20 protein-coding genes are annotated in these 25,598 nt (G+C 71.7%); 9 read left to right on the forward strand and 11 right to left on the reverse strand.

The genetic code is table 11. The features are described from left to right. The first annotated feature begins 1 nt into the window (after position 1). Positions 2-496, forward strand: coding sequence for a Cys-tRNA(Pro) deacylase (ybaK, locus tag AC07DU_RS18600; RefSeq protein WP_479032697.1), 495 nt, complete (start codon positions 2-4; stop codon positions 494-496). 106 nt (positions 497-602) lie between these two features. On the opposite strand, the gene AC07DU_RS18605 is transcribed toward ybaK, so the two are convergent. From AC07DU_RS18605 to AC07DU_RS18620, 4 genes are all read right to left on the reverse strand, one after another. After that, complete coding sequence (locus AC07DU_RS18605; protein ID WP_479112345.1) at positions 603-1,226, reverse strand: hypothetical protein; 624 nt, start codon at positions 1,224-1,226, stop codon at positions 603-605. Positions 1,227-1,260: 34 nt separating this feature from the next. Beyond that, positions 1,261-2,037, reverse strand: a complete 777-nt coding sequence (locus AC07DU_RS18610; protein WP_479112411.1) for an ABC transporter permease — start codon at positions 2,035-2,037, stop codon at positions 1,261-1,263. Positions 2,038-2,135: 98 nt separating this feature from the next. Continuing rightward, positions 2,136-3,173 (reverse strand): ABC transporter ATP-binding protein, encoded by a 1,038-nt coding sequence (locus tag AC07DU_RS18615; protein ID WP_479032691.1) that lies wholly within the window; start codon positions 3,171-3,173, stop codon positions 2,136-2,138. A 28-nt stretch (positions 3,174-3,201) separates the two neighbouring features. After that, positions 3,202-4,512 carry an NYN domain-containing protein gene (locus tag AC07DU_RS18620; RefSeq protein ID WP_479112347.1) on the reverse strand — a complete coding sequence of 437 codons (1,311 nt, stop codon included), beginning with the start codon at positions 4,510-4,512 and terminating at the stop codon, positions 3,202-3,204. A gap of 222 nt (positions 4,513-4,734) precedes the next feature. Between AC07DU_RS18620 and AC07DU_RS18625 the strand changes: the two genes are divergently transcribed. Continuing rightward, complete coding sequence (locus AC07DU_RS18625; RefSeq protein WP_479032686.1) at positions 4,735-4,899, forward strand: hypothetical protein; 165 nt, start codon at positions 4,735-4,737, stop codon at positions 4,897-4,899. Positions 4,900-4,998: 99 nt separating this feature from the next. On the opposite strand, the gene dnaE is transcribed toward AC07DU_RS18625, so the two are convergent. Further along, positions 4,999-8,541, reverse strand: coding sequence for a DNA polymerase III subunit alpha (gene dnaE / locus AC07DU_RS18630; protein WP_360890632.1), 3,543 nt, complete (start codon positions 8,539-8,541; stop codon positions 4,999-5,001). A gap of 159 nt (positions 8,542-8,700) precedes the next feature. Between dnaE and AC07DU_RS18635 the strand changes: the two genes are divergently transcribed. From AC07DU_RS18635 to AC07DU_RS18655, 5 genes are all read left to right on the forward strand, one after another. Next, a complete protein-coding gene (locus tag AC07DU_RS18635; RefSeq protein ID WP_360890708.1) occupies positions 8,701-10,026 on the forward strand; it encodes a DUF2252 domain-containing protein in 1,326 nt (441 codons plus the stop codon). 124 nt (positions 10,027-10,150) lie between these two features. After that, on the forward strand, positions 10,151-10,840 hold the full coding sequence (locus AC07DU_RS18640) for a hypothetical protein (RefSeq protein ID WP_479112350.1): 690 nt from the start codon (positions 10,151-10,153) through the stop codon (positions 10,838-10,840). 86 nt (positions 10,841-10,926) lie between these two features. Then, positions 10,927-11,721, forward strand: coding sequence for a DsbA family protein (locus tag AC07DU_RS18645; RefSeq protein ID WP_360890638.1), 795 nt, complete (start codon positions 10,927-10,929; stop codon positions 11,719-11,721). Positions 11,722-11,869: 148 nt separating this feature from the next. Further along, positions 11,870-13,531, forward strand: coding sequence for an alkaline phosphatase D family protein (locus AC07DU_RS18650; protein WP_479112352.1), 1,662 nt, complete (start codon positions 11,870-11,872; stop codon positions 13,529-13,531). Positions 13,532-13,753: 222 nt separating this feature from the next. Then, positions 13,754-14,701, forward strand: a complete 948-nt coding sequence (locus AC07DU_RS18655; RefSeq protein WP_360890711.1) for a zinc metalloprotease — start codon at positions 13,754-13,756, stop codon at positions 14,699-14,701. Between the two features lie 75 nt (positions 14,702-14,776). Here AC07DU_RS18655 and AC07DU_RS18660 read toward each other — a convergent pair whose 3' ends face one another. Then, positions 14,777-15,346 carry a dienelactone hydrolase family protein gene (locus tag AC07DU_RS18660; protein WP_479112354.1) on the reverse strand — a complete coding sequence of 190 codons (570 nt, stop codon included), beginning with the start codon at positions 15,344-15,346 and terminating at the stop codon, positions 14,777-14,779. Between the two features lie 86 nt (positions 15,347-15,432). Here AC07DU_RS18660 and AC07DU_RS18665 point away from each other — a divergent pair, with 86 nt between their 5' ends. Then, positions 15,433-16,476, forward strand: coding sequence for a mechanosensitive ion channel family protein (locus AC07DU_RS18665; protein ID WP_360890714.1), 1,044 nt, complete (start codon positions 15,433-15,435; stop codon positions 16,474-16,476). 277 nt (positions 16,477-16,753) lie between these two features. On the opposite strand, the gene AC07DU_RS18670 is transcribed toward AC07DU_RS18665, so the two are convergent. From AC07DU_RS18670 to AC07DU_RS18690, 5 genes are all read right to left on the reverse strand, one after another. Next, positions 16,754-18,346 carry a Na+/H+ antiporter gene (locus tag AC07DU_RS18670; RefSeq protein ID WP_479112356.1) on the reverse strand — a complete coding sequence of 531 codons (1,593 nt, stop codon included), beginning with the start codon at positions 18,344-18,346 and terminating at the stop codon, positions 16,754-16,756. Between the two features lie 114 nt (positions 18,347-18,460). After that, entirely contained in the window at positions 18,461-18,889 is a 429-nt protein-coding gene (locus AC07DU_RS18675; RefSeq protein WP_453374929.1) for a GNAT family N-acetyltransferase, read from the reverse strand. A 44-nt stretch (positions 18,890-18,933) separates the two neighbouring features. Then, positions 18,934-19,875 (reverse strand): RluA family pseudouridine synthase, encoded by a 942-nt coding sequence (locus AC07DU_RS18680; RefSeq protein WP_360890650.1) that lies wholly within the window; start codon positions 19,873-19,875, stop codon positions 18,934-18,936. 41 nt (positions 19,876-19,916) lie between these two features. Beyond that, on the reverse strand, positions 19,917-20,477 hold the full coding sequence (lspA, locus tag AC07DU_RS18685) for a signal peptidase II (protein WP_479112358.1): 561 nt from the start codon (positions 20,475-20,477) through the stop codon (positions 19,917-19,919). A gap of 76 nt (positions 20,478-20,553) precedes the next feature. Further along, positions 20,554-21,489 (reverse strand): TraR/DksA family transcriptional regulator, encoded by a 936-nt coding sequence (locus tag AC07DU_RS18690; RefSeq protein ID WP_479112360.1) that lies wholly within the window; start codon positions 21,487-21,489, stop codon positions 20,554-20,556. Between the two features lie 572 nt (positions 21,490-22,061). Between AC07DU_RS18690 and ileS the strand changes: the two genes are divergently transcribed. Then, complete coding sequence (ileS, locus tag AC07DU_RS18695; protein ID WP_479112362.1) at positions 22,062-25,208, forward strand: isoleucine--tRNA ligase; 3,147 nt, start codon at positions 22,062-22,064, stop codon at positions 25,206-25,208. The last annotated feature ends 390 nt before the right edge of the window (positions 25,209-25,598 follow it).

Raw genomic sequence — 25,598 nt, forward strand, 5'->3', positions numbered from 1 at the left:
GATGGCGAAGAAGCCCAAGCAGGCGGCCGGCACCCCCGCGATCGTCGCCCTCACGGCGGCGGGCGTCGCGTTCACCACGCACGCGTACGAGCACGACCCGGCGCACCCCTCGTACGGCGAGGAGGCCGCCGAGGCGCTCGGCGTCTCGCCCGCGCAGGTCTTCAAGACCCTGGTCGCGGACGTGGACGGGGTGCTGACGGTGGCGGTGGTCCCGGTCTCGGGCTCCCTGGACCTGAAGGCCCTGGCGACGGCCGTCGGCGGGAAGCGGGCCGCGATGGCGGACCCCGCGCTGGCGGAACGCACCACGGGCTACGTCCGCGGCGGCATCTCCCCGCTGGGGCAGCGCCGCCGCCTGCGGACGGTCCTCGACGCGTCGGCTTCGGCGCACGCCACGATCTGCGTCTCGGCCGGGCGGCGCGGCCTGGAGGTCGAACTGGCCCCCTCGGCGCTGGCCACCCTCACCGAAGCCGTCGTGGCCCCGGTGGCCCGCGCGTAGCCTCCCGGCGGGGGTCGCGGGCTCACCGGTGCGGCGGCGTTGCGGGGGCTCCGCCCCCGGGCCCCCGCGCCTCAAACGCCGGCGGGGCTGAATTTCCAGGGCTGGATCAGGACTGGGGCGGTGCGGGCTGGTAGTAGCCGGCCCAGGGGACCTGGGCGGGGTCGGGGTCGCGCGGGGACCACAGGGCCGTGAGGCCGAGGTGGACCAGGACGGCGGCCATGGGCCAGGCCAGCAGCGCCCCGTGCGCGAGCAGCTCCAGCGGCGCGTCGAACGGCACGCCCTTGCCCGCCTTGGCCGCGGCGGCCGCCAGGTCCGACGACGGCCCCAGCCACAGCCCGAGCCGCCACCCCACCAGCGCGGCGAACATCGACCCGATCGCGAGCCCGATCACCAGCGGCACACCGCCGGCCCGGCGCCACAGGAAGGTGCCGACCGCGCTGAGCACGCCGAGCCCCACCGCCAGCAGGAAGAAGGTCCCGTCGGCGGCGATCCGCGCCTCGCTCTCGGGGCCGCGCTGGAACACGGCCTCGCCGTTGGAGACGTACTGCACCCGCGGCGCCAGCCACACCCACAGCAGGCCCAGGAGCACACCGGCCACCCCGACCACCAGGGCGACGGCGGCTCCGTCACGGATGTCCGCCGGGGTGATGGCTCCGGCGCCGCCGCCCGGCTCTTCGGGCGGGAGCGACGGCGGGTCGAATGGAGACGGCGGGGTCACGGCTTCGGTCACTCCCACATCGTGCCAGGTCCGTGCGCCGGTGGCGTCAGCGGACCGCCGCCCGACGGTACGCCCACGTCGCGACGGCCAGCGACAGGACGCCCACCGCCCCGCACACGCCGAGGTCGAAGGCGACCGCGGCCCAGTCGGGCTGCGGGGCGAAGGTGCGCGCGAACGCCTCCACCCCGTACGTCGACGGCATCAGGTCCCGCGCCCACACGATCAGGTCCGGCATCCGCTCGGGCGGCAGCACGCCCAGCAGCAGCGCGGCCGACATCCCGAGCTGCCCGGCCAGCGTGGCCAGTTCCTGCCGCGGTGCCAGCAGCCCCAGCGCGGCGCCGAGCCCGGCCAGCGCGGCCCCGGCCAGCGGCACCACCGCGGCCAGGATCCACAGCCCGCCCATCGGCAGCCCGAACAGCACGCACCCGAAGACGGCGGTGACCAGCGTCCCGGGCAGCGTGAAGGAGGCGTACGCGGCGGCCGCGCCCAGCACCACCGAGGCGGGCGGCACGGGCAGGGTCGCGTAGTGGTCGAGCCCGCCGCCGGCCCGCAGCTGGCCGAAGTACTGCGCGAGCAGGTTCAGCCCCACGAAGGCGACGACCAGCACCGAGGAGCCGGCCACGACGGCCCGGGCCTCCGAGCCCCCGTCGACCACACCCCGCATCAGGATCATGATCCCGACGGACTGAAAGGTCGCCACGAAGAGCAGCGGGATCCGGGCCACCCGCGCCCGGGACAGCTGGGCCCGGTACACGGCGGCGAGCGAGGGGAAGAACCGAGCCCTCGGCGCCAGCGGCGCGGCGCTCCCCGCGGCCGTCGCCACGGCATCGACCGCCGCGGCACCGACCGCCGTGGCATCGACCTCCGTGGCTCCGGTCACTGCGGTCCCGAGCGGCGCGACAGCGCCTGCCGTACGGTCGCTCACGACTTCACCAGCCCCTTCGTCTTCCCGCCGAGCGCGAGGTAGACGTCCTCCAGGCTCGGCGTGGCCAGCGTGAAGTCGTCGAGCGCCGCGAAGGCCGGTCCTCCGGTCACCGCGGCGACCGCCGCGCGGGCCTCGTCCGGCCCGAGCCGCAGGACCCAGCGCCGCCCGGACTCGACGGCCAGCGCACGCAGCGCCGCGACCTCGGGAACAGCCAGCGGAGCGCCCTCGCGCCACACCAGCTCCAGCCGGACCTCGCCGGAGACCTCGGCCTTCAGTCCGGCCGGGGTGTCGCAGGCGATGACCTTGCCCTGGTCGATGACGGCGACCCGGTCGAGTACGGTCTCGGCCTCGATGACGTTGTGCGTGACGAGCAGGACCGTCGCGCCGTGCTGCTCGCGCCGCCGGTCCACGGCCGACCACACGGCCCGCCGGGCCACCGGGTCCATGCCGGTGGTGGGCTCGTCGAGGACCAGTACGGGCCGCTCCCCCACCAGCGCCGCGGCGAAGCAGGCGAGGCGTCGCTGTCCGCCGGAAAGTTTCTTCAGGGGCCGCCCGGCGAGCGGGGTCAGCCCGAGCTCCTCCAGTACGGCGTCGCGCGCGGTCCGCGCCGCCCGTGCGTCGAGTCCGCGCAGCCGCCCGGTGGTCTCGACGGCCAGCGACACCGTGAGCTCGTCCAGGGCGGTGGACTCCTGGCCCAGGTAGGCGAGCAGCCGCGAGGCCCGCTCGGGGTGGCGTACGAGGTCGTGGCCCAGCAGGGTCACGCTGCCCGCGTCGGGGCGCATCAGCCCGGTGAGCTGGCGGACGAGGGTGGACTTGCCGGCGCCGTTGGGGCCGAGCAGGCCGAAGATCTCGCCGCGCCGCACGTCCAGGCAGATGCCGTCGTTGGCGCGGGTCTCGGGCAGTGCGGGCGCCCCGCGCCGTCCCCGTACCGCGGGATACGTCTTGACGAGGTCGCGCACCGCGCACACCACGTCGCGGGCTCCACCAGCGGGTGCCGCCGTGCCGTTCCGCGCCTGTGCTGTGCCCGTACTCACGAGGGAGCAGCCTACGGGGTTCCCGCCCCTACTCGGCCGCCGGGGTCAGCGGGGCGGAGACCTCGCCGGGGCCGGCTCCGTGCTCGGCGGCCGGTGCCCCGGCCACGTGCTCGGCGGCGGCGCGGACGTCGATCTCCCGCCAGAACCCGGCGCGGATGGCGTACCGGTCGTGCTCGTCGATCTGGTCGTCCTTGTGCGCGAGCAGCCCGAACCGGGCGGCGTAGCGCAGCAGCTCGCCGTCGATCCGGTGCGGGATGCGCGGGTACATGGTGGCCAGCTTCTGCAGGTGCACGGTCTCGGGGAGGCGTTCCATCCAGCGCCGGGCGAACACCTGTCCCACCTCGAACGGGTCACCGCCGACGGTGGTGATGTCCTCCTCCCGGTCCGCCCAGCGCTGCTCGGCGCTGGTGAGCTGGGCGAGGGTGGGCAGCGAGGCGGTCTCGGCGGGCTCGCCCAGCGGTCCGGCCCGGTCGATCCACCCCTTGTCGGAGGACCAGCGCAGCGCACTGGCCGGGGCGTGGCCGCTGCCCGGGCCGGTGGACGGCGGGCTCTGCTGGCCGGGGGCGCGCAGGGCTCCGGCGAGGTCCTTGGGCGTGGGTACGGTCTTGCCGCCCGGGGCGGCCGGCGGCGGTACGGGGGTCCCCTCGCGGTCTTCTGCGCCGCTGCCCGCGGCGGAGCCGTTGCGGGCGGCCTCGGCGAGCGCCGCCTCGGGCAGCGGGGCCGAGAGGATGGCGGCGATGTCGGGGCGCGGCGCGGGCGGCGGTGAGCACAGGCCGGTGAGGTCCTTGGCGCGGACGGCCCGGGTGATCCAGGCGCGGTCCAGGACGCGGCGTTCGTCGGCTTCGGCGACGAGGTCCTCGGACTGGTTGTAGTCCCCGTCGGCGGCCTGGACGGCCCACAGGTGGACGGCGACCCCGTGTTCCTTGGCGGACATCAGGCCGGGCAGCAGGTCGCCGTCACCGGTGACCAGGACCACGTCGGAGCAGGCGCGGTTGCGGGCGAGCTCGGTGAGCTCGGCGTGCATGGCGGCGTCGACGCCCTTCTGCGCCCAGCGGCCGTCGCTGCGGGTCAGGGCTCCCAGCCGTACGGTGACGCGGGGCATGACGCGCAGCCGCCGGTGTTCGGGCTGCGGTACCCGGTCGGGTGCGCCGTCGAACCAGTAGATGCGCAGCAGGGGCTGTTCGGTGTCGGCCTCGGCGCGCTCGCGCAGGCCCTGGATGAGGGCGGCGTGGTCGACGGTGATCCGGGACCGGGAGGGCTCCCCGGCGAGGAGGCTGGCGGCGGCGCCCAACAGGTAGCCGGCGTCCACCAGGACGACGCAGCGGTCCACGTGTTCCACCCTCTTCCCTGGGGGTCCTCTGTGTTTTTTCGGCGGGTGCCCCGAGTCTGCCCGACCTCAAGGGTGTTGAAGGCCGGAACTCGATCATCGGCGTGGCGGATCTCACAGAGTGGCGGGACGGAGCACCGGCTACGCGCAGTAATGATCCAAAATGCGCGGTTTCTGGCGCTGTGTGAGTGTGAAGGCGGTCCTGGCCCCCTAGACCCTCGTGGAGGTTCCCCCATGGCCAAGAACAAGAACCAGAAGCAGCCGTCGAAGCAGCAGGCCAGCTCCTCGCAGGACCCGTCCAAGGGCTCCATGGACTCCCCGAGCCAATCGGTGCATCCGTCGCCGAGTCCGATGGATCTGGCGCACAAGAGCAAGCAGAAGAAGTTCGGCCACAACTGACGACGCGCACGTGACGTACGGAAGGGCCCGACCGGCGGCAGCCGGTCGGGCCCTTCCGTACGTGCGTCGCCGAAGTCCGGGACCGCGACCGCGCCGCCGCTATCCCGCCAGGCAGGACGGCCCGAGCAGCACCTTGAGGTCGCCGAAGAGCGCCGGGTCTGGCTGTACGCGGTGCTTGTCGAGGCGCAGCACGGTGGTGGTCCGCGGCCCCTGGAGCTTGATCCGCACCTCGGTGTTGCCCTTGTGGTGGCGCAGGATCTCCCCCAGACGGGTCACCATCGGCGGGGTGACCTTGACGGTGGGGATGGTGAGGACGACCGGCGCGTTGGTGCCGGCGGAGGTGAGGTCGGGGACCATCATCTCCATGGCGACCAGGCGCGGGACGTCCTCGCGCTTGTCGAGGCGGCCCTTGACGAAGACGACGGTGTCCTCGACCAGCTGCGTGGAGACGAGCTGGTAGGTCGCGGGGAAGAACATGCACTCGATGGAGCCGGCCAGGTCCTCGACGGTGGCGATGGCCCAGGCGTTGCCCTGCTTGGTCATCTTGCGCTGGAGGCCCGAGATGATGCCGCCGATGGTGACGACCGCGCCGTCGGAGTGCTCGCCGCCGGTCAGCTGGGAGATGCCGGCGTCCGTCTTGTCGGACAGGACGTGCTCCAGCCCGAAGAGCGGGTGGTCGGAGACGTAGAGACCGAGCATCTCGCGTTCCTGGGCGAGCAGGTAGGACTTCTCCCACTCGACGTCGGAGAATTCCACGTCGAGGCCGAAGCCCGGCTCGTCGCTCGCGTCCTCGTCGCCCATGGCGCCGAAGAGGTCGAACTGTCCCTCGGCCTCCTTGCGCTTGACCGCGACGACGTTGTCGATCATCGATTCGTGGTGGGCGACCAGGCCCTTGCGGGTGTGGCCCATCTCGTCGAAGGCGCCGGCCTTGATCAGCGACTCGATGGTCCGCTTGTTGCAGACGACGGCCTCGACCTTGTCCAGGAAGTCGGGGAAGGAGGAGAACTTCCCCTTGGCCTTCCTGGTCTTGATGATCGACTCGACGACGTTCTGGCCGACGTTTCGCACGGCGGTCAGGCCGAAGAGGATCACGTCGTCGCCCTGGGCGGCGAAGTTCGGCTCGGACTCGTTCACGTTCGGCGGGAGCACCTTGATGCCCATCCGGCGGCACTCGTTCAGGTAGATCGCGGACTTGTCCTTGTCGTCCTTGACCGAGGTGAGCAGGCCGGCCATGTACTCGGCCGGGAAGTTCGCCTTGAGGTAGGCGGTCCAGTAGGAGACCAGCCCGTACGCGGCCGAGTGGGCCTTGTTGAACGCGTAGCCGGCGAAGGGGACCAGGACGTCCCACAGGGCCTGGATGGCCTTGTCGCTGTAGCCGTTCTTCTTGGCGCCCTCCTGGAAGATGACGAAGTTCTTCGCCAGCTCCTCGGGCTTCTTCTTGCCCATCACGCGGCGCAGGATGTCGGCCTCGCCGAGCGAGTACCCGGCGATGATCTGGGCGGCCTTCTGGACCTGCTCCTGGTAGACGATCAGGCCGTAGGTGACCGCGAGCACCTCTTCGAGGGGCTCCTCCAGCTCCGGGTGGATCGGGGTGATCTCCTGCTGCTTGTTCTTGCGCAGGGCGTAGTTCGTGTGCGAGTTCATGCCCATCGGGCCCGGCCGGTACAGGGCCGAGACGGCGGAGATGTCCTCGAAGTTGTCGGGCTTCATCAGGCGCAGCAGGGAGCGCATGGGCCCGCCGTCGAACTGGAAGACGCCGAGGGTGTCGCCGCGGCCGAGCAGTTCGAAGGTCTTGGGGTCGTCGAGCGGCAGGGCCAGGAGATCGATGTCGATCCCCTTGTTGGCCTTCACCATCTTGACGGCGTCGTCCATGATCGTGAGGTTGCGCAGGCCCAGGAAGTCCATCTTCAGCAGGCCGAGCGACTCGCAGCTCGGGTAGTCCCACTGGGTGATGGTGACGCCGTCGGTGTGCCGCACCCAGACGGGCACGTGGTCGGTGATCGTCTCGCTGGACATGATCACGCCGGCCGCGTGGACGCCCATCTGGCGGACCAGGCCCTCGACGCCCATGGCGGTGTCGATGACCTTCTTCACGTCCGGTTCGTTCTCGTACATCCCGCGGATCTCGCCGGCCTCGCTGTAGCGCGGGTGCTTCGGGTCGAGGATGCCGGAGAGCGGGATGCCCTTGCCAAGGACGTCGGCGGGCATGGCCTTGGTGAGCCGGTCGCCCATGGCGTAGGGGTAGCCCAGGACGCGCGCGGAGTCCTTGATCGCGTTCTTGGCCTTGATCGTTCCGTACGTGCCGATCATGGCGACCTTGTCCTCGCCGTACTTCTCGGTCACGTACCGGATCACCTCGACGCGCCTGCGCTCGTCGAAGTCGATGTCGACGTCGGGCATGGAGACGCGCTCGGGGTTCAGGAAGCGCTCGAAGATCAGACCGTGGGTGAGCGGGTCGAGGTCGGTGATGCCCATGGCGTACGCGACGATCGAGCCGGCCGCGGAGCCACGGCCCGGGCCCACCGCGATGCCCTGGTTCTTGGCCCACATGATGAAGTCGGCGACCACGAGGAAGTAGCCCGGGAAGCCCATCGAGATGATCGTGTCCATCTCGTACTCGGCCTGCTTCATCCGGTCCTCGGGGATGCCCCCGGGGTAGCGGCGGTGCATGCCGCGCATGGTCTCCTCGCGGAACCAGCTGACCTCGGTGTGGCCCTCGGGGATGTCGAACTTCGGCATGAGGTTCCGGAACTTGAACATGCCCTCGGTGTCGATCTGGTCCGCGACCAGCCTCGTGTTGGCGCAGCCCTCCTGCCAGGCGTCCGAGGAGTCGATGGCGTACATCTCGTCCGTGGACTTCAGGTAGTAGCCGGTGCCGTCGAAGCGGAAGCGGTCCGGGTCCGAGAGGTTCTTGCCGGTCTGGATGCACAGCAGGGCGTCGTGGGCGCCGGCCTCGCTCGCGTAGGTGTAGTGCGAGTCGTTCGTGACCAGCGGGGGGATGCCGAGCTTCTTGCCGATCTCCAGCAGCCCGTCGCGGACCCGGCGCTCGATCTCGATGCCGTGGTCCATCAGCTCCAGGAAGTACCGGTCCTTCCCGAAGATGTCCTGGTACTCGGAGGCCGACTTCAGGGCCTCGTCGAACTGGCCGAGGCGCAGCCGGGTCTGGAGCTCGCCGGAGGGGCAGCCGGTGGAGGCGATCAGGCCCTCCGACCACTTGCTGATGGTCTCCTTGTCCATGCGCGGCCACTTGGTCAGCCAGCCCTCCTTGTACGCGTCGGAGGACAGCCGGAAGAGGTTGTGCAGGCCGGTGGCGTTCGCCGCCCAGATCGTCTTGTGGGTGTAACCACCGGAACCGGAGACGTCGTCGCGCTTCTGGTGCGGCTGGCCCCACTGGATGCGGCGCTTGTTGCGCCGGGACTCGGGGGCGACGTACGCCTCGATGCCGATGATCGGCGTGATGCCGGCCTTCTTCGCGGTGTGGAAGAAGTCATAGGCGCCGTGCAGGTTGCCGTGGTCGGACATGGCGATGTGCGTCATGCCCATCTCGTTGCACGCGTTGAACATGTCCTTCAGCCGCGCGGCACCGTCCAGCAGCGAGTACTGGGTGTGGACGTGCAGGTGCGTGAATGGCGGCTTGGTCACGGTGGGGGTCCTCCGGCGGGGAGAGAGGGGGCGGCAGCTACGAATCCTACGTCTCCCGGGTGACAGATCACGGGCACCGGCGGGTACCTTCATGCGTTGCAGAGCCAAGGACACCTGTCCGAAATGCGTTCCACCAAGCACCACCAGGAGGCATCCGCCATGGCGGTTCCCGAGACGACCGACGAGCAGCGCGCCGAGCAGATCCTCGACGTGTTCGACACCGCGTTCGGTGAGCTGCTCGCCGCCGACCCCGCTGCCTTCCAGGTCAAATTCCGCAAGATGGCGGCCTCGGCCTTCGCCTTCTACCGGGGCACGGCCTGCCTCTTCTACTCCGACCTGGAGCGGGACCGGCACGGCGGCCCGTACCTGGACGAGCGGACGGGCCGGGTGTGGATCCACGGCGATCTGCACGCCGAGAACTTCGGCACGTACATGGACTCCAACGGCCGGCTGATCTTCAACGTCAACGACTTCGACGAGGCCTACGTCGGCCCCTTCACCTGGGACCTGAAGCGGTTCGCCGCCTCCGTCGCCCTGATCGGCTACACCAAGGCGCTCAGCGACGGCCAGATAACCGAGCTGGTGCGGATCTACGCCGGCGCCTATCGGGAGCGGATCCACCGCCTGGCCGCGGGGGCCAAGCACGAGGAGGTGCCCTCCTTCGACCTGGACACCGCCCAGGGGCCGCTGCTGGGCGCCCTGCGCTCGGCCCGCTCGCGCACCCGCTTCGCCCTCCTGGACTCGATGACGGAGATCCGCGACCACGAGCGCCGCTTCACGGCCGGCGGGGGCTCCATCGAGCTGGACGCGGCCACCCGCTACAAGGTGCTGGCCGCCTTCGACGGGTACCTGGAGACCCTCCCCGACGAGTCCCTCGTGCGGCCCGACTCCTACCGGGTCAAGGACGTGGTGGGCCGCCGCGGCGTCGGCATCGGCTCGGCGGGCCTGCCCTCGTACAACATCCTGCTGGAGGGGCACAGCGACGCCCTGGAGAACGACGTCGTGATCTACCTCAAGCAGGCGCAGACCCCGGCGGCCTCCCGGCACATCACGGACCGGGCGGTGCGGGAGTACTTCCTGCACGAGGGCCACCGCACGGTGATCTCGCAGCGCGCCCTGCAGGCGCACGCCGACCCGTGGCTGGGCTGGACGGAGCTGGACGGGACGGGACAGCTGGTGGCGGAGGTCTCTCCGTACGCGGTGGACCTGGACTGGTCGGACCTGGACGACCCGGAGGAGATCGCGGCCGTCGTCGCGGACCTGGGCCGGGCGACGGCGACCATGCACGGGGCGGCCGACGCGGCCGAGAGCGGGCAGACGCTGGTCCCGTTCTCCACCGAGCGGGCCATCGACGCGGCGATCGCGGCCGACGAGGAGGGCTTCGCGGAGCTGCTCGTGGACTTCGCCCACGCGTACGGGGCCCGGGCCCGCGCCGACCACCAGATCTTCGTGGACCTCTTCCGCAACGGGCGCATCACCCGGTAGGCCCGGTCGTGGGCGGCGGCGCGCGTCGTGGGCGGCGGCGCGCGTCGAGGGCAGCGGCGCGCGCCCCCGGCACAGCCGTGACCTGGGGCCCGCCTTCACAGGGACGCATGGCAGACTCGCGGCGATGGACATTTCAGGGGTAGGGCTCCGGGGGCTGCGGGCCGCGCTGTTCAGCGCGTTCGTCGTGCTGCTCTCGGCCGGCTCGCACGTCCTCATGTCCGGGGTCGCACTGCCGCCCGCGCTGGTGGGCGGGGCCTTCGCGAGCGTGTTCGCCCTCGCCTACGCGCTCGCGGGCCGCGAGCGGGGCTTCGGCCCCATCGCCGGGCTGCTCGTACCGCTGGAGCTGGCCGCCGACACCGCCTTCACCTCCGGGCAGCACCTCTGCTACGGCCCGGCCGGCGGCCCCGTCTCCGGCACGCTGCGCGCGATGGGCCTGGACGCGCTGTGCGGCGGCACGCCGGTGGGCGGGCCGCTGAGCGAGGTGGCCGGGCCGGCCGCCGACCCGGCCGCGCTGCTGGCCTCGCCCGGACCGTGGGCCCCCTGGCTGCTGCTCGCGGCGCACGTCTCGGTCGGGCTGTTCGCCGCCGGGTGGCTGCGTCACGGCGAGCGGGCGCTGGGCCGGCTGCTGCGGGCGGTGGCCGCGTCCGCGTTCCGGCCGCTGCTGCTGGCGGTGACCGCGGGGGCGGTGGCCCGCGGGTGGACACGGCGGGTGCCGCGCCCGGCCGCGGCGGGCGCGGGGGCCCGTACGCGCTTCCCCGCACATTCCGTGGGGCGGCGGGGACCTCCCGTGCACGGCGCGTTCGCGAGCGCCTGACGCACGTACGGGGGCAGCTCCCGGCGGTAGCCGGGGGACGGGCCCCTCACAGTCCCCCCGACATGTCACACCCCACGGAGATCACGATGAGTTCACGCAACAGCCAGGCGAACAAGGCCGCGGCCCGCGAGCGGCTGCGCGCCGAGCGCGAGGCGCAGGCGAAGAAGGACAAGGTGCGCCGCCAGGTGATCGTGGCGGGCGCGCTCCTCGCCGGCCTCGGCCTGATCGGCGCCGTCAGCTACGCGATCGTGCAGAGCAACGAGCCCGGCTACTGGGAGAAGGCCGCCAAGGCCGAGCTCGTCAAGCCGAAGAACGCCACGGGCGAGGACGGCACCACGGTCGTCGTCGGCAAGGCCGAGGCGAAGAAGACGCTGGAGCTCTACGAGGACTCGCGCTGCCCGGCCTGCGCCGGCTTCGAGCAGGCGGTCGGCGAGACGGTCAAGAAGGACGTGGAGGCGGGCAAGTACAAGCTCCAGTACCTCGGCGCCACCTTCATCGACAACGCCGCCAAGGGCGAGGGCTCGAAGAACGCGCTGAGCGCGCTGGGCGCGGCGCTGAACGTCAGCCCGGAGGCCTTCCTCGACTACAAGGCGGCCCTGTACTCCAAGGCCCTGCACCCCCAGGAGACCGTCGACAGCTTCGCGAAGGACGACTACCTGCTGAAGGTCGCGGACACCGTCCCGGCGCTCAAGGGCAACGCCGAGTTCAAGAAGGCCGTCGAGGACGGCACCTACGACCGGTGGGCGCTGGAGATGTCGAAGGCCTTCAACAAGTCCGGCGTGACGGGTACCCCGACGCTGAAGATGGACGGCAAGAAGATCGACACCCCGCAGACGGCGGAGCAGTTCACGGCGGCGATCGACAAGGCCCTGCAGGGCTGATCCCGGCCCGCGGCCGGCCCGGGCGCATGGGCCCGGGCCGGCTGCACGACAGCGCGCACCAACGGGCGGGCGGATTCCTGGAGTTCGCCCGCTCGTTGCGTTCCGACGTCTGTTCGGGCCGGTGTACCCGCCGGTAATGTGATGGTCCGTGACCAGTCATCTCACCCCCGCTCCGACCTCGGCGCATCCCCGTCGCCGTACGGTCGTCCTCGCCGCCGCGGCCACCGCCGCGCTGGCCCCCCTGACCTCGCTGGGCGCCCCGGCCGCCCATGCGGCGGGGACCGGACCCGCCTTCCTGCACGGCGTCGCCTCGGGCGATCCGCTGCCCGACGGGGTCCTGCTGTGGACCCGCCTCACCCCGGCGCCCGAGGCCGTGCCCGGCTCCGGTCTGGGCGCGCCCGTCCAGGTGGACTGGGAGGTGGCCGCGGACAGGGCCTTCTCCCGGACCGTCGCCTCCGGCACCGTCACCGCGAGCGCCGCCACCGACCACACGGTCAAGGTGGACGTGCGCGGGCTCCAGCCGCAGACCCCCTACTGGTACCGGTTCACCGCCGGTTCCGCCGTCTCCCCGGTCGGGCGCACCCTGACCACCCCGGGCCACGACGCGACGACCGCCGGGGTCCGCTTCGGCGTGGTCTCCTGCGCCAACTGGGAGTCCGGCTACTTCTCCGCCTACCGCCACCTGGCCGCCCGCACCGACCTGCACGCGATCCTGCACCTGGGCGACTACCTCTACGAGTACCAGTCCGGGGCCTACCCGAAGGCCGAGGAGGTCGTCCGCCCGCACGAGCCCCGGCACGAGATCGTCACGCTCGCCGACTACCGCACCCGGCACGGCGCGTACAAGACGGACGCCGACCTCCAGGCCCTGCACCACGCGCACCCGGTCGTCGCGATATGGGACGACCACGAGTTCGCCAACGACGCCTGGTCGGGCGGCGCCGAGAACCACACGGCGGGCGCCGAGGGCGAGTGGGCGGCCCGCGCCGCCGCCGCCAAGCAGGCGTACTTCGAGTGGATGCCCGTACGCGCCTCCATCGCGGGCACCGTCTACCGGCGGCTGCGTTTCGGCACCCTCGCCGATCTGCACCTCCTCGACCTGCGCTCGTTCCGGTCCCAGCAGGTCGAGGTGGGCAGCGGTTCGGTGGACGACCCGGAGCGCACCATCACCGGGCGCGCCCAGCTGGACTGGCTCAAGTCGGGCCTCGCGGCCTCGAACGCGACCTGGAAGCTGGTCGGCACCTCGGTGATGATCTCGCCGGTGGCCTTCGGCTCGCTGCCCGCGCACCTGCTGGGGCCGCTCACCGAGCTGCTCGGCCTGCCGGAAGGCGGCATAGCGGCCAATGTGGACCAGTGGGACGGGTACACGGACGACCGCAAGGAACTGCTGGGCCACCTCAGGGACCGGAACATCAAGAACACGGTGTTCCTGACCGGGGACATCCACATGGCGTGGGCGAACGAGGTCCCGGTGCACAAGGCCACCTATCCGGCCTCGGGGACGGCGGCGACCGAGTTCGTCGTCACGTCGGTGACCTCCGACAATCTCGACGACGTGCTGCACGTGCTGCCCGACACGGTCTCGCTGGTTGCGGAATCGGCCGTCAAGGCCGGTAACTGGCACGTGAAGTGGCTGGACATGGACGCTCACGGCTACGGGGTCCTGGACGTGACGGCGGAGCGCTCGCAGATGGACTACTACGTCGTATCCGATAAGCGGAACCCAAACGCCACGGCCGCGTGGCAGCGCTCGTACCGCACCCTGAACGGGACGCAACGGGTGGAGCGCTCCTACCAGCCCGTTCACTGATAGACCGTCAATTCTCCTGAGCCACGGGGCGCCTGGTACATACCAGGCGCCCCTGTGCGTGTCACGCAACAAATCTTTTACGTAAGACCCTTGACCTGAATATGTCATGCACACATAAGCTTCGCGCCAGCTGAAGAGATCCTTCACGCCACCAACCCCCCACCGCGAGGAGCACCCGTGCGCGCAATTGCCCGCATATCCCCCCTTCTTCGCCGCCGCCTGATGGGCACCGCGGTCCTGGCCGGAACCCTGGCCTTCACGCCGCTCGCTGCCCCCACCACGCTCGCGGCCGCCAAGACCCCCGCCGAGGTCTGCGCGCAGGAGTCCACCGGCGCCGCCAACGCCCGTGTGACCCGCGCCCACGACGAGCACGCGGACGAGCCGAACGAGCTCACCGAGGCCCAGGCCAAGTCCATGGACGCCGACCTCAAGGCGAAGCTCGACAAGGCCCTCAAGAACCAGCCGCAGCGCAGCCTGAGCGCTGCCGAGGCCGTTGTGAACATCCCCGTGTACTTCCACGTCGTGCACTCCGGCACCACCGGAAAGCTGACGTCCACGGACATCAACAACCAGCTGGCGGTCCTCAACGCGGCCTACGGCGGCCAGGGCACCGGCAATGTCAACACGAACTTCCAGTTCACCCTTGCGGCTACCGATTACACGGACAACGCCACCTGGTACAACCTGGCCTCCGGCTCCCAGGCCGAGAAGGACATGAAGAACACCCTGCGCCAGGGCGGCCCGGGCGCGCTCAACTTGTACACCGCCAAGCTCTCCGGCGGCCTGCTGGGCTGGGCGACCTTCCCGACCTCTTACACCTCCGCCCCCAAGATGGACGGCGTGGTCGTGCTCGACAGCTCGCTGCCGGGCGGCTCCGCGGCCAACTACAACGAGGGTGACACCGCGACCCACGAGGTCGGCCACTGGCTGGGTCTGTACCACACCTTCCAGGGCGGCTGCAGCGGCAACGGTGACTACGTCTCCGACACCCCGGCCGAGAAGAGCGCCGCGTACGAGTGCCCGACGGGCCGTGACAGCTGCGCCAGCAAGCCGGGCGTCGACCCGATCCGCAACTTCATGGACTACACGTACGACTCCTGCATGTACCAGTTCACCGCCGGCCAGGTGGCCCGCATGAGCAGCAGCTGGACGGCCTACCGCGCCGCCTGACCCTGCGACACGTGCGACGAGGGCACGGCCCGGCATCCGCCGGACCGTGCCCTTCCGTGTATGGCCTATCGGCTCCTACAGGCTGTCGAGGAAGCCGATCGCGGTCTTCCAGGCCTGCTCGGCCGCCTCGGCGTCGTAGTCGTCCAGCTCCGGGTCGGTGAACAGGTGCCCGGCGCCCGGGTAGCTGTGGACCTCCACCTCGGCCCCGGCCCGCTGCATCCGCAGGTACCAGGCCGTCAGCCAGTCGTGCGGCTCGAAGGGGTCCGGGTCCGCGATGTGCAGCTGCACGGGCAGCTCGTCCACCGAGGCGTCCTCCTCCAGGTCGGCCGTCCCGTGCAGGAGCAGCAGCCCGCGCGCCTTCTCGTCGGCCATCGCCAGGTGCTGGGCGACGGAGCCGCCGAAGGAGAAGCCGGCGTAGACCAGTCCCTGGTCTGAGTAGGGGGCGGAGGCCAGCACCGCACGCTTCAGCAGCTCGTCACGGCCGATCTCGTCCCGGTGGGCCATGCCCTCCTCGACGGTCTCGAAGGTGCGTCCCCCGAAGAGGTCCGGCACCTGGACCCGGTGCCCGGCCGCGCGCAGCCGGTCGGCCGCCGCGTGCACCGCGGGCCGCAGGCCGTACGTCGAATGGAAAAGCATGATGTTCATGCCTCCATCGTGCCAGCCACCGCCTGCCGGCCGTCCCGGGCACGGGGGCCGGCGGACCGCTTGCCGCTACGTTCGTACCCATGGAGATGGAGAACTTCCTGCGTCCCGTCACCGTCCTCGGCGGTTCGCTGGTCCTCACCCTGATCGCCGGGGCGCTGCTGGACCTGCTGCTGCGCCGGGCCGACACCCGCCACGCCGAGACGCCCTTGTGGGGGCTGCTGCGCCGCTGCCGGGTCCCCGTCCAGGTGGTGCTCTGCGCCTCGCTGCTCCGGGGGACCTACCGCCAGGCGCGGATCCTCCCGGACCACCCGGTCGGCGTCGGCCGGGCCCTGACCCTGGTGCTGATCGCCGGGACGGCCTGGCTGCTGGTGCGCATCGCGACGGTGATCGTCGACTACGCCTACGCGCGCTACGCGGCCGGCGAGTCGGACGAGGCCCGGGTGCGCCGGGTCCGGACCCAGGTGACGCTCATCCAGCGGGTGGTGACGGCGGTGGTGACCGTCGTCGCGGTCGCCCTGATGCTGCTGACCTTCCCGCCGATGCGGGCGGCCGGCGCCTCCCTGCTCGCCTCGGCCGGTCTCCTCGGCATCGTGGCGGGCATCGCCGCCCAGGCCGCGCTGGGCAACCTCTTCGCGGGCCTGCAGATCGCCTTCGGCGACACCGTCCGCATCGGCGACACGGTGGTGGTGGACGAGGAGTGGGGCAAGGTCGAGGAGATCACCCTGACCTTCCTCACCGTCCGCACCTGGGACGAGCGCCGCATCACGATGCCGGTCTCCTACTTCACCAGCAAGCCCTACGAGAACTGGTCGCGCGGCGGCGCGGAGATGACCGGGACCGTCTTCCTGCACCTGGACCACAGCGCGCCGGTCCCGCTGCTGCGGGAGCACCTGGAACGGATCCTCCCGCAGATCCCGCAATGGGACGGCCGCTCCTGGGCCCTGGTGGTGACCGACACCACACCCCACACCATCCAGGTCCGCGCGACGGCCACCGCGAAGGACGCGGACGACCTCTGGACCCTGCGCTGCGCCGTCCGCGAGCGTCTCATCGCCTGGCTGGTCACCCACCACCCGTACGCCCTGCCGCGCGTCGCCACCTCCGAGGCCGCCCCCCGGCCCGGCGGCTGACGCCGTTCCCCGGGCTCCGCCCGGACCTCGCCCGGCCCGCCGGCTGTGACGGGCCCGGGTGTGTGCCGGGGCGTCCCCGCAGGGCGTCGAACGCACCCCCGCCGCACCCCCCGACCCCCCGAACCGTTCGGCGCCCGAGGAGACACCCCGGCGCGCGCCCGGCCCCGCCGGCACCGGCCCCGCCACGGCCGACCCGCACACGAAGCCCGTGCCCGCGGCGCCCGCCCTGCCCCGCCCCGCCCCGGCGCGTGCCGAACCGCCGACGCCCGACGCCCCGCTAGGGACTCCGCAGGCTGCGCACGTCCAGGTGCCGCAGTACCCGGTCCACGATCTCCGGATCGGAGCCGGGTTCGCTGCGCGCCGCGAGTACCTCGTGGCGGGCGGCCGACATCATCTCCCGCTGGATCCGCTGGATGTCGCGGATCCGCTCCACCCGCTTCGCGTAGGCCTCGCGCCGCTCCTCGTCCACCATGTCGGGACTGATCCTGGCCCCGACGTCGTACGCGCGCCGGTGCAGCTGATCGAACAGGTCCTCCGGCAGCTCCTCCACCTCCTGGATCTCCTTCAGCCGCCGTTTCGCGGCCTTGGCGGCCCGGATCGCGAGCAGCCGCTGGGCGTCGCGCTCCGCGTCCGAGTCGGCCTCCACCCCCAGCCGCCGCACCAGCCACGGCAGGGTCAGCCCCTGCAACACCAGCGTCGCCATGATCACGGCGAAGGCGATGAAGACGATCTGGTCCCGCGCCGGGAAGGGCTCACCGGCGTCGGTACGGAGGGGAATCGCGAGGGCGAGCGCCACCGAGGCGACCCCCCGCATCCCCGCCCACCACATCACCACGCTCTCCCGCCAGCTCAGCGGGATCTCCTCGTCGTAGTCGCGCCGCTGGTGGAGCCTCTTGGCGAGCCAGCCGGCCGGCAGCAGCCACACCAGCCGTACCCCGACCACCACCGCCACCACAACCGCCGCCCACCCGGCCATCTCCCACTCGCGGCCCCTGGCCGTCCCGAAGACGTGGTGCAGCTCCAGCCCGATCAGTCCGAAGGCCACGCCGGTGACCAGCGTGTCGACGACCTCCCAGAAGGTGTGCCCGGCCAGGCGTCCGAGCACGTCGTCGGCGTCGGTGGCGTACTCGGCGAGGAACAGGGCCGTCGTCAGCACGGCCAGGACCCCCGACCCCTGGAGTTCCTCCGCCACCACGTACGCGACGAACGGCACGAGCAGGGTCAGCCCGATCTGCAGCGTGGCGTCCCCCAGCCGCCCCATCAGCCGGTTGGCGGCCCAGCCGAGGGCGAGCCCGACGGCCACGGCCACCACCGCGGAGAGCACGAACTCCCCGAGCGCGGCCGGCCAGGAGAAGCTGCCGCTGACCGCGGCGGCGATGGCCACGTGGTAGAGCACGATCGCCGTCACGTCGTTGAAGAGCCCCTCGCCCTCCAGGATCGACACCATCCGCCGGGGCAGCCCGAGCGATCCGGCGACGGCGGTGGCGGCGACCGGGTCGGGCGGGGCGACGAGCGCGCCGAGCGCGACGGCCGCGGCGATGGGCAGCCCCGGCACGACGGCGTGCGCGACGGCCGCGACGGCGGCGGTCGTGACGAACACGAGGGCCACGGCCAGCAGCAGGATGGGCCGGACGTTGGCGGCGAACTGCCGCCAGGAGGTGCGCTGCACGGAGGCGTACAGCAGCGGCGGCAGCACCAGCGGCAGGATGTACTCGGGCGGGATGTCGACATTCGGCACGTCCGGGACCAGGGCGAGGACGACCCCGCCGATGGTCATGAGCACGGGCGCCGGCAGTCCCAGCCGGTCCCCGAGCGGCACGGTGACGACCGCCCCGAGCATCAGTACGAACAGGAGAGCAAGCTGATCCACACCCCCTACCTTCGCAGCCGTGGCGCCGTTCGCGCCCAGCCTCGCCGGTGTGGGGGGCGCGGGGGTGGGTGGGCACGGCCCCCGCGACGGCGCCGGATCCGCACGACCGGCGGCTCAGCTCCCCGCGAGGGTCCGCCGCATCGCCCGGTGCGCGATGCCCGCGTCCTGGAACTCCGGCCCGTGGGCCACGTACCCGAGCCGCTCGTAGAAGCCGAGCGCGTGCGTCTGCGCGCCCAGGTCCACCGCCGACAGGCCGAGCCGAAGGGCCTGCTCCTCGATCGCGCGGACCAGCGCGGCGCCCACGCCCAGCCCCCGCGCGGCGGCGGTCACGGCCAGCCGGCCCAGCGAGCCGACCGCCGGGTCACCCGTCTTGCCGAGCGCGGCGTCGCCGTACAGCAGCCGGCCCGTGCCCAGCGGCGCCCCGTCCGGCCCCACGGCCAGCACGTGCACCGCGTCCGCGTCGTACGCGTCGTACTCGATGGACGCCGGCACGGACTGCTCGACCACGAACACCTCGGTCCGCACCGCGAAGCACGCCGCCATGTCGGCCTCGCCCGAGGCGACCCGGACTTCGAAGCCGACGGCGGTCACTCGCTCTCGGCCCGGATCACGTCCAGCGCGTGCTGGAGGTCCGCCGGGTAGCCGCTCTCGAACTCCACCCACTGGCCGTCCGAGGGGTGCTCGAAGCCGAGCCGCACCGCGTGCAGCCACTGCCGGGTCAGACCCAGCCGCTTGGCCACCGTCGGGTCCGCGCCGTAGGTGAGGTCGCCGACGCACGGGTGGCGGTGCGCGGACATGTGCACGCGGATCTGGTGCGTACGCCCGGTCTCCAGCTTGATGTCGAGCAGCGAGGCGGCGCGGAAGGCCTCGATCAGGTCGTAGTGGGTGACGGAGTCCTTGCCGTCCTGCGTCACGGCCCACTTGTAGTCGGCGCTGGGGTGCCGGCCGATCGGCGCGTCGATCGTGCCGCTCATCGGGTCCGGGTGGCCCTGCACCAGCGCGTGGTAGCGCTTGTCCACGACGCGCTCGCGGAACTGGTTCTTCAGGGAGGTGTACGCGCGCTCGGACTTCGCGACGGCCATCAGGCCGGACGTGCCGACGTCGAGACGGTGCACGATGCCCTGGCGCTCGGACGCGCCGGAGGTGGAGATGCGGTAACCGGCCGCGGCGAGACCGCCGATGACGGTGGTGCCGGTCCAGCCGGGGCTCGGGTGGGCGGCGACGCCCACCGGCTTCATGATGACCACGACGTCGTCGTCGTCGTGGATGATCTCCATGCCCGGGACGGGCTCGGCGACGACCTCGACCGGGCGCGGCGGCGCGGGCATCTCGACTTCGAGCCAGGCGCCACCGTGCACGCGCTCGGACTTCCCGACGACACTGCCGTCGACCGACACCTTCCCCGCGGCCGCGAGCTCGGCCGCCTTCGTCCGGGAGAAACCGAACATACGGGCGATGGCGGCGTCGACGCGCTCGCCTTCGAGGCCATCGGGAACGGGCAGGGTGCGGATCTCGGGAATCGTACTCACCCGTCGAGTATGCAGGACTCGGCAGAAGAGCTTTCCCGCGATCAGTCCTTGTGGACGGTCCCGTCCGGGTCCAGACCCTTGAACGACAGCAGGACGATCAGGATGCCGCCGCACACGATCGCCGAGTCGGCGAGGTTGAAGACGGCGAAATGGGCCGGCGCGATGAAGTCGACGACCGCGCCGCGGAAGACGCCCGGCGAACGGAAGATCCGGTCGGTCAGATTGCCCAGCGCCCCGCCCAGCAGCAGGCCGAGCGCGATCGCCCACGGCAGGCTGTAGAGCTTGCGGGCCAGCCGCACGATCACCACGATCACGGAGGCCGCGATGCAGGTGAAGATGATCGTGAACGCCTCGCCGAAACCGAAGGCGGCGCCCGGGTTGCGGACCGCCTCGAACTTCAGCAGCTCACCGATGATCTCGATCGGCGGCTGGTGCTCCAGGTGCGCCACGACCAGCATCTTGGTGCCGAGGTCCAGCAGGTAGGTGAGCACCGCCACGACGAGCAGTGCCGCGATCCGCCGGCGCCCCCTGGGCCCGGCGGACTCCGGCTGGTCGTCGTCCCCGACCTCCGGCGTACCGATGATGCGCTCCGCCTCTGCCACGTGAGTCCCTCGAACTAGCTCGAACCAGGCTCCTCCTGGACCCTGACGGACACGAGGGTACGTCAGGGCACGTGAGCTAGTGCCTGCGCTCCTGCTTCTGCTTGCAGTCCACGCACAGCGTGGCCCGCGGGAAGGCCTGCATCCTGGCCTTACCGATGGGCTGGCCGCAGTTCTCGCAGAGCCCGTACGTGCCCGCCTCCAGCCGTTCCAGGGCCCGCTCGGTCTGTTCCAGCATCGAGGTGGCGTTCGCCGCGAGCGCGAGCTCGGACTCCCGGGTGATGTTCTTGGTGCCCGTGTCGGCCTGGTCGTCGCCCGCACCGTCGCCCGAGTCCCGCATCAGGCCGGAGATGGCCACCTCGGAGGCGTCGAGCTCGGCGCGCAGCCGCAGGACCTCCGACGTCAGCTCCGTACGGGCCTCGTCGACCTCCTGGGGGGTCCAGGGGTCCTCCCCGGGCCGTACGGCGAGCTCGCCGGGCGCGAGGGCCGCCGTGGCCCGCACCTTGGGCAGCCCGCTGGTGGCGGCCTCGGCCGCCTTCCTCGCCGTACCAATGCTCTTCTTGGCAACCACGTTCTGGACTCCCGTCTTCTTCGCGGCGTGCGCCGCCCCCTCGGCCCCGGCCGTCTTGGCCGCGGCCGTCCGCTTTTCTACGGCGGTCGTCTTCTTGACAGCGGTCGTCTTCTTCTCAGAGGCCGCCTTCTTGGCCTCGGTCGTCTTCTTGGCCTCGGTCGTCTTCTTGACCGCGGACACCTTCTTCTCGGCGGTCACCTTCTTGATCGCCTTCTTGTCGGCGATCACCTTCTTGACCGCCGTCGCGTTCGTGACGGCGGTCGCCCTCTCGGCCGGAGCCACCGCGCCTGCGGCGGTCTTGCGGGCGGTGCTCGCCTTCTTGGCGGGAGCCGCGTCCTGGGAGACCTCCACCTTCCCGGCGGCCTTCCCGACAGCCTTCCTGGCAGTACTCCCGGCGGTCTTCTTCGCCACCATGGCCGCGGCCCCTTCACATACTGTGATCATTGCTCGCGAATCGTGCCGGAACGATAAATCGCCTCCGACCCCGCAGCAACGGGGCACGCATCCGTCGAGGTCAACCTGCATCCGTTGTGCCCAGCCGGAGGCCCCGTAATCCGCCACTCGCGCCCCACCCGAGTCCTGACCGGCGCGTCGGGCCCATTCGGGTCACGCCGGGGCCCGCGCCCGTACCCGCGGCGAGGCCCGCGCCGCTCCCCGCCGCGCCGGGCCGGCCGCCCCGCCACGGGCCCCCGTAAACCGGTCTGCCGAGCACTCCCCGGGCCCGTACACTGGCCGCAGCGAAAGGCATGGATGGGGACGAGTAGCGTCGGACGCAGCCAGGAGCGACCCGGGGACGGTGAGAGCCCGGGGGCGAGCGCGATGCGAAGGATCACCCCGGAGCCGCCGGAAGAAAGCCCGTACGGATCTGCGTACGGCGAGTAGAACCGGCTTCGCACCCCAATGAGGGGGCCACCGGACCCGTCCGGCGGCCAAGGAGGGTGGTACCGCGGGAGCGCCAGTCGGCTCTCGTCCCTCCGGACGGAAGTGACACCCCGCCGGAGGAAGAGTTCAGCCTCATGACCACACCGCCGCAGTACCGCCCGGTACCCGCCCAGGTCGACCTGCCTGCCCTTGAGCACGCCGTCCTCGACTTCTGGCGCGAGAGCAAGACCTTCGCCAAGACCCTGGCCCAGTCCGAGGGCCGCCCCGAGTGGGTCTTCTACGAGGGGCCGCCGACCGCGAACGGCATGCCCGGCGCGCACCACATCGAGGCCCGCGTCTTCAAGGACGTCTTCCCCCGCTTCCGCACCATGCGCGGCTACCACGTGGCCCGCAAGGCCGGCTGGGACTGCCACGGCCTGCCCGTCGAGCTCGCCGTCGAGAAGGAGCTGGGCTTCAGCGGCAAGCAGGACATCGAGGCGTACGGCATCGCCGAGTTCAACGCCAAGTGCCGGGAGTCCGTGACGCGCCACACCGACGCGTTCACCGAGCTCACGACCCGGATGGGCTACTGGGTCGACCTGGACGACGCCTACCGGACCATGGACCCCGAGTACGTCGAGTCCGTGTGGTGGTCGCTGAAGGAGATCTTCAACAAGGGTCTGCTCACCCAGGACCACCGCGTGGCCCCCTGGTGCCCCCGCTGCGGCACCGGCCTGTCCGACCACGAGCTGGCCCAGGGCTACGAGACGGTCGTCGACCCCTCGGTCTTCGTCCGCTTCCCGCTGACCTCCGGCCCGCTCGCAGGCGAGGCGGCGCTCCTCGTCTGGACGACGACCCCCTGGACCCTGGTGTCCAACACGGCGGTGGCCGCGCACCCCGAGGTCACGTACGTCGTCGCCACCAACGGCGAAGAGAAGCTGGTCGTGGCCCAGCCGCTGCTGGAGAAGGCCCTCGGTGAGAGCTGGGAGGCCACCGGCGAGTCCTTCACGGGCAAGGAGATGGAGCGCTGGACCTACCAGCGCCCCTTCGAGCTGGTCGAGTTCGAGGCCGAGGCCCACTACGTCGTCAACGCCGAGTACGTCACGACCGAGGACGGCACGGGTCTGGTCCACCAGTCCCCCGCCTTCGGCGCCGACGACCTCGCGGTCTGCCGCGCGTACGGCCTGCCGGTCGTGAACCCGGTCCGCCCCGACGGCACCTTCGAGGAGGACGTCCCGCTCGTCGGCGGCGTCTTCTTCAAGAAGGCCGACGAGAAGCTGACCGCCGACCTCGACGCGCGCGGCCTGCTCTTCAAGCACATCGCCTACGAGCACAGCTACCCGCACTGCTGGCGCTGCCACACCGCGCTGCTGTACTACGCGCAGCCGTCCTGGTACGTCCGCACCACCGCCGTCAAGGACGCGATGCTGCGGGAGAACGAGAAGACCAACTGGTTCCCGGACTCGGTCAAGCAGGGCCGCTTCGGCGACTGGCTGAACAACAACATCGACTGGGCGCTGTCCCGCAACCGCTACTGGGGCACCCCGCTGCCGATCTGGCGCTGCGAGGAGAACCACCTCACCTGCGTCGGCTCCCGCGCGGAGCTGAGCGAGCTGTCCGGTCAGGACCACTCGGAGCTGGACCCGCACCGCCCGTACATCGACGAGGTCACCTTCCCCTGCACCGCGGAGGGCTGCACCCTCACCTCGGTCCGCGTGCCGGAGGTCATCGACGCCTGGTACGACTCGGGCTCGATGCCGTTCGCGCAGTGGGGCTACCCGTACAAGAACAAGGAGATCTTCGAGAAGCGCTATCCGGCGCAGTTCATCTCGGAGGCCATCGACCAGACCCGCGGCTGGTTCTACACGCTGATGGCGGTCGGCACGCTCGTCTTCGACAAGTCGTCCTACGAGAACGTGGTCTGCCTGGGCCACATCCTCGCCGAGGACGGCCGCAAGATGTCCAAGCACCTGGGCAACATCCTCCAGCCGATCCCGCTCATGGACCAGCACGGCGCGGACGCGGTGCGCTGGTTCATGGCGGCCGGCGGCTCCCCGTGGGCGGCCCGCCGCGTCGGCCACGGCACGATCCAGGAGGTCGTCCGCAAGACCCTCCTGACCTACTGGAACACGGTCGCCTTCCAGGCCCTGTACGCCAGGACGTCGAACTGGGCCCCGTCCGCGTCGGACCCGGCGCCGGCGGACCGTACGGTCCTGGACCGGTGGCTGCTCTCCGAGCTCCACACCCTCGTCGCCGAGGTCACGGACGCCATGGAGGCGTACGACACCCAGCGCGCCGGCAAGCTGCTCTCCTCCTTCGTGGACGACCTCTCCAACTGGTACGTCCGCCGCTCGCGCCGCCGCTTCTGGCAGGGCGACGCGGCCGCGCTGCGCACGCTGCACGACGTGGTCGAGACGGTCACCCGGCTGATGGCCCCGCTGACCCCCTTCATCACGGAGCGGGTCTGGCAGGACATGATCGTCCCGGTGACCCCGCAGGCCCCGGAGTCGGTGCACCTGTCGACGTGGCCGCAGGCGGACGCCTCCCAGGTCGACCGGACGCTGTCGCAGCAGATGCTGCTGGTCCGCCGGCTGGTCGAGCTGGGCCGGGCGACGCGTGCGGAGTCGGGCGTGAAGACCCGCCAGCCGCTCTCCCGGGCGCTGGTCGCCGTCTCGGGCTTCGAGTCGCTCTCCCCCGAGCTGCACTCCCAGATCACCGAGGAGCTGAACGTCTCCTCGCTGGCCTCCCTCTCCGAGGTGGGCGGCTCGCTGGTGGACACGACGGCCAAGGCGAACTTCCGCGCGCTGGGCAAGCGCTTCGGCAAGGGCGTCCAGGACGTGGCCAAGGCGGTCGCCGCGGCCGACGCGGCGGCGCTCTCCCTGGCCCTGCGCGCGGGCGAGGCCTCGGTGGAGGTGAACGGCGAGAGCGTGACCCTGACCCCGGAGGAGGTCATCATCACGGAGACCCCGCGCGAGGGCTGGTCGGTGGCCTCCGACTCGGGCGCGACGGTCGCCCTGGACCTGGAGATCACCCCGGAGCTGCGGCTGGCGGGCCTGGCCCGTGACGCGATCCGCCTGATCCAGGAGGCCCGGAAGAACTCCGGCCTCGACGTGGCCGACCGCATCGCCCTGCGCTGGTCCTCCTCGGACCCGGAGGTCGTGACGGCCCTGACGGACCACGCGGCGCTCATCGCGGACGAGGTCCTGGCGACGGACTTCTCCGCGGGCGAGGCCGACGCGGCGTACGGCGACCCCTTCACGGACGAGTCCCTGTCCCTGACGTTCCGCCTCCGCAAGGCGTAGCCGCTCCGCCCCTGTGGCCCGGCCTCCCGGTGTGGGGGTGCCGGGCCACAGCCGTCTCCTCTCCCCCACCCCGCCCTTTCACCGTTTCCCGGGGCTCCGCCCCGGACCCCGTACGCGCGCTCCGCGCCCGTGCCCTCAATCGCCGGGCAGGCTGAATATGCGGCCCCGCCGTCACATCCAGCCCCGCTGGCTCCCATCCAGCCCCGCCGGCGTTTGAGGCGCGGGGTCCGGGGCGGAGCCCCGCTCTTTCAGCCCCGCCGGCGTTTGAGGCGCGGGGGTCCGGGGGCAGCGCCCCCGCCACCGGGCCGCACCCGGCCCATCCAGCCGCGCCGGCCCCCATCCAGCCCCGCCCGCCCCATCCAGCCCCGCCGGCGTTTGAGGCGCGGGGGC

It is taken from the genome of Streptomyces sp. NPDC045695, from assembly GCF_056432025.1.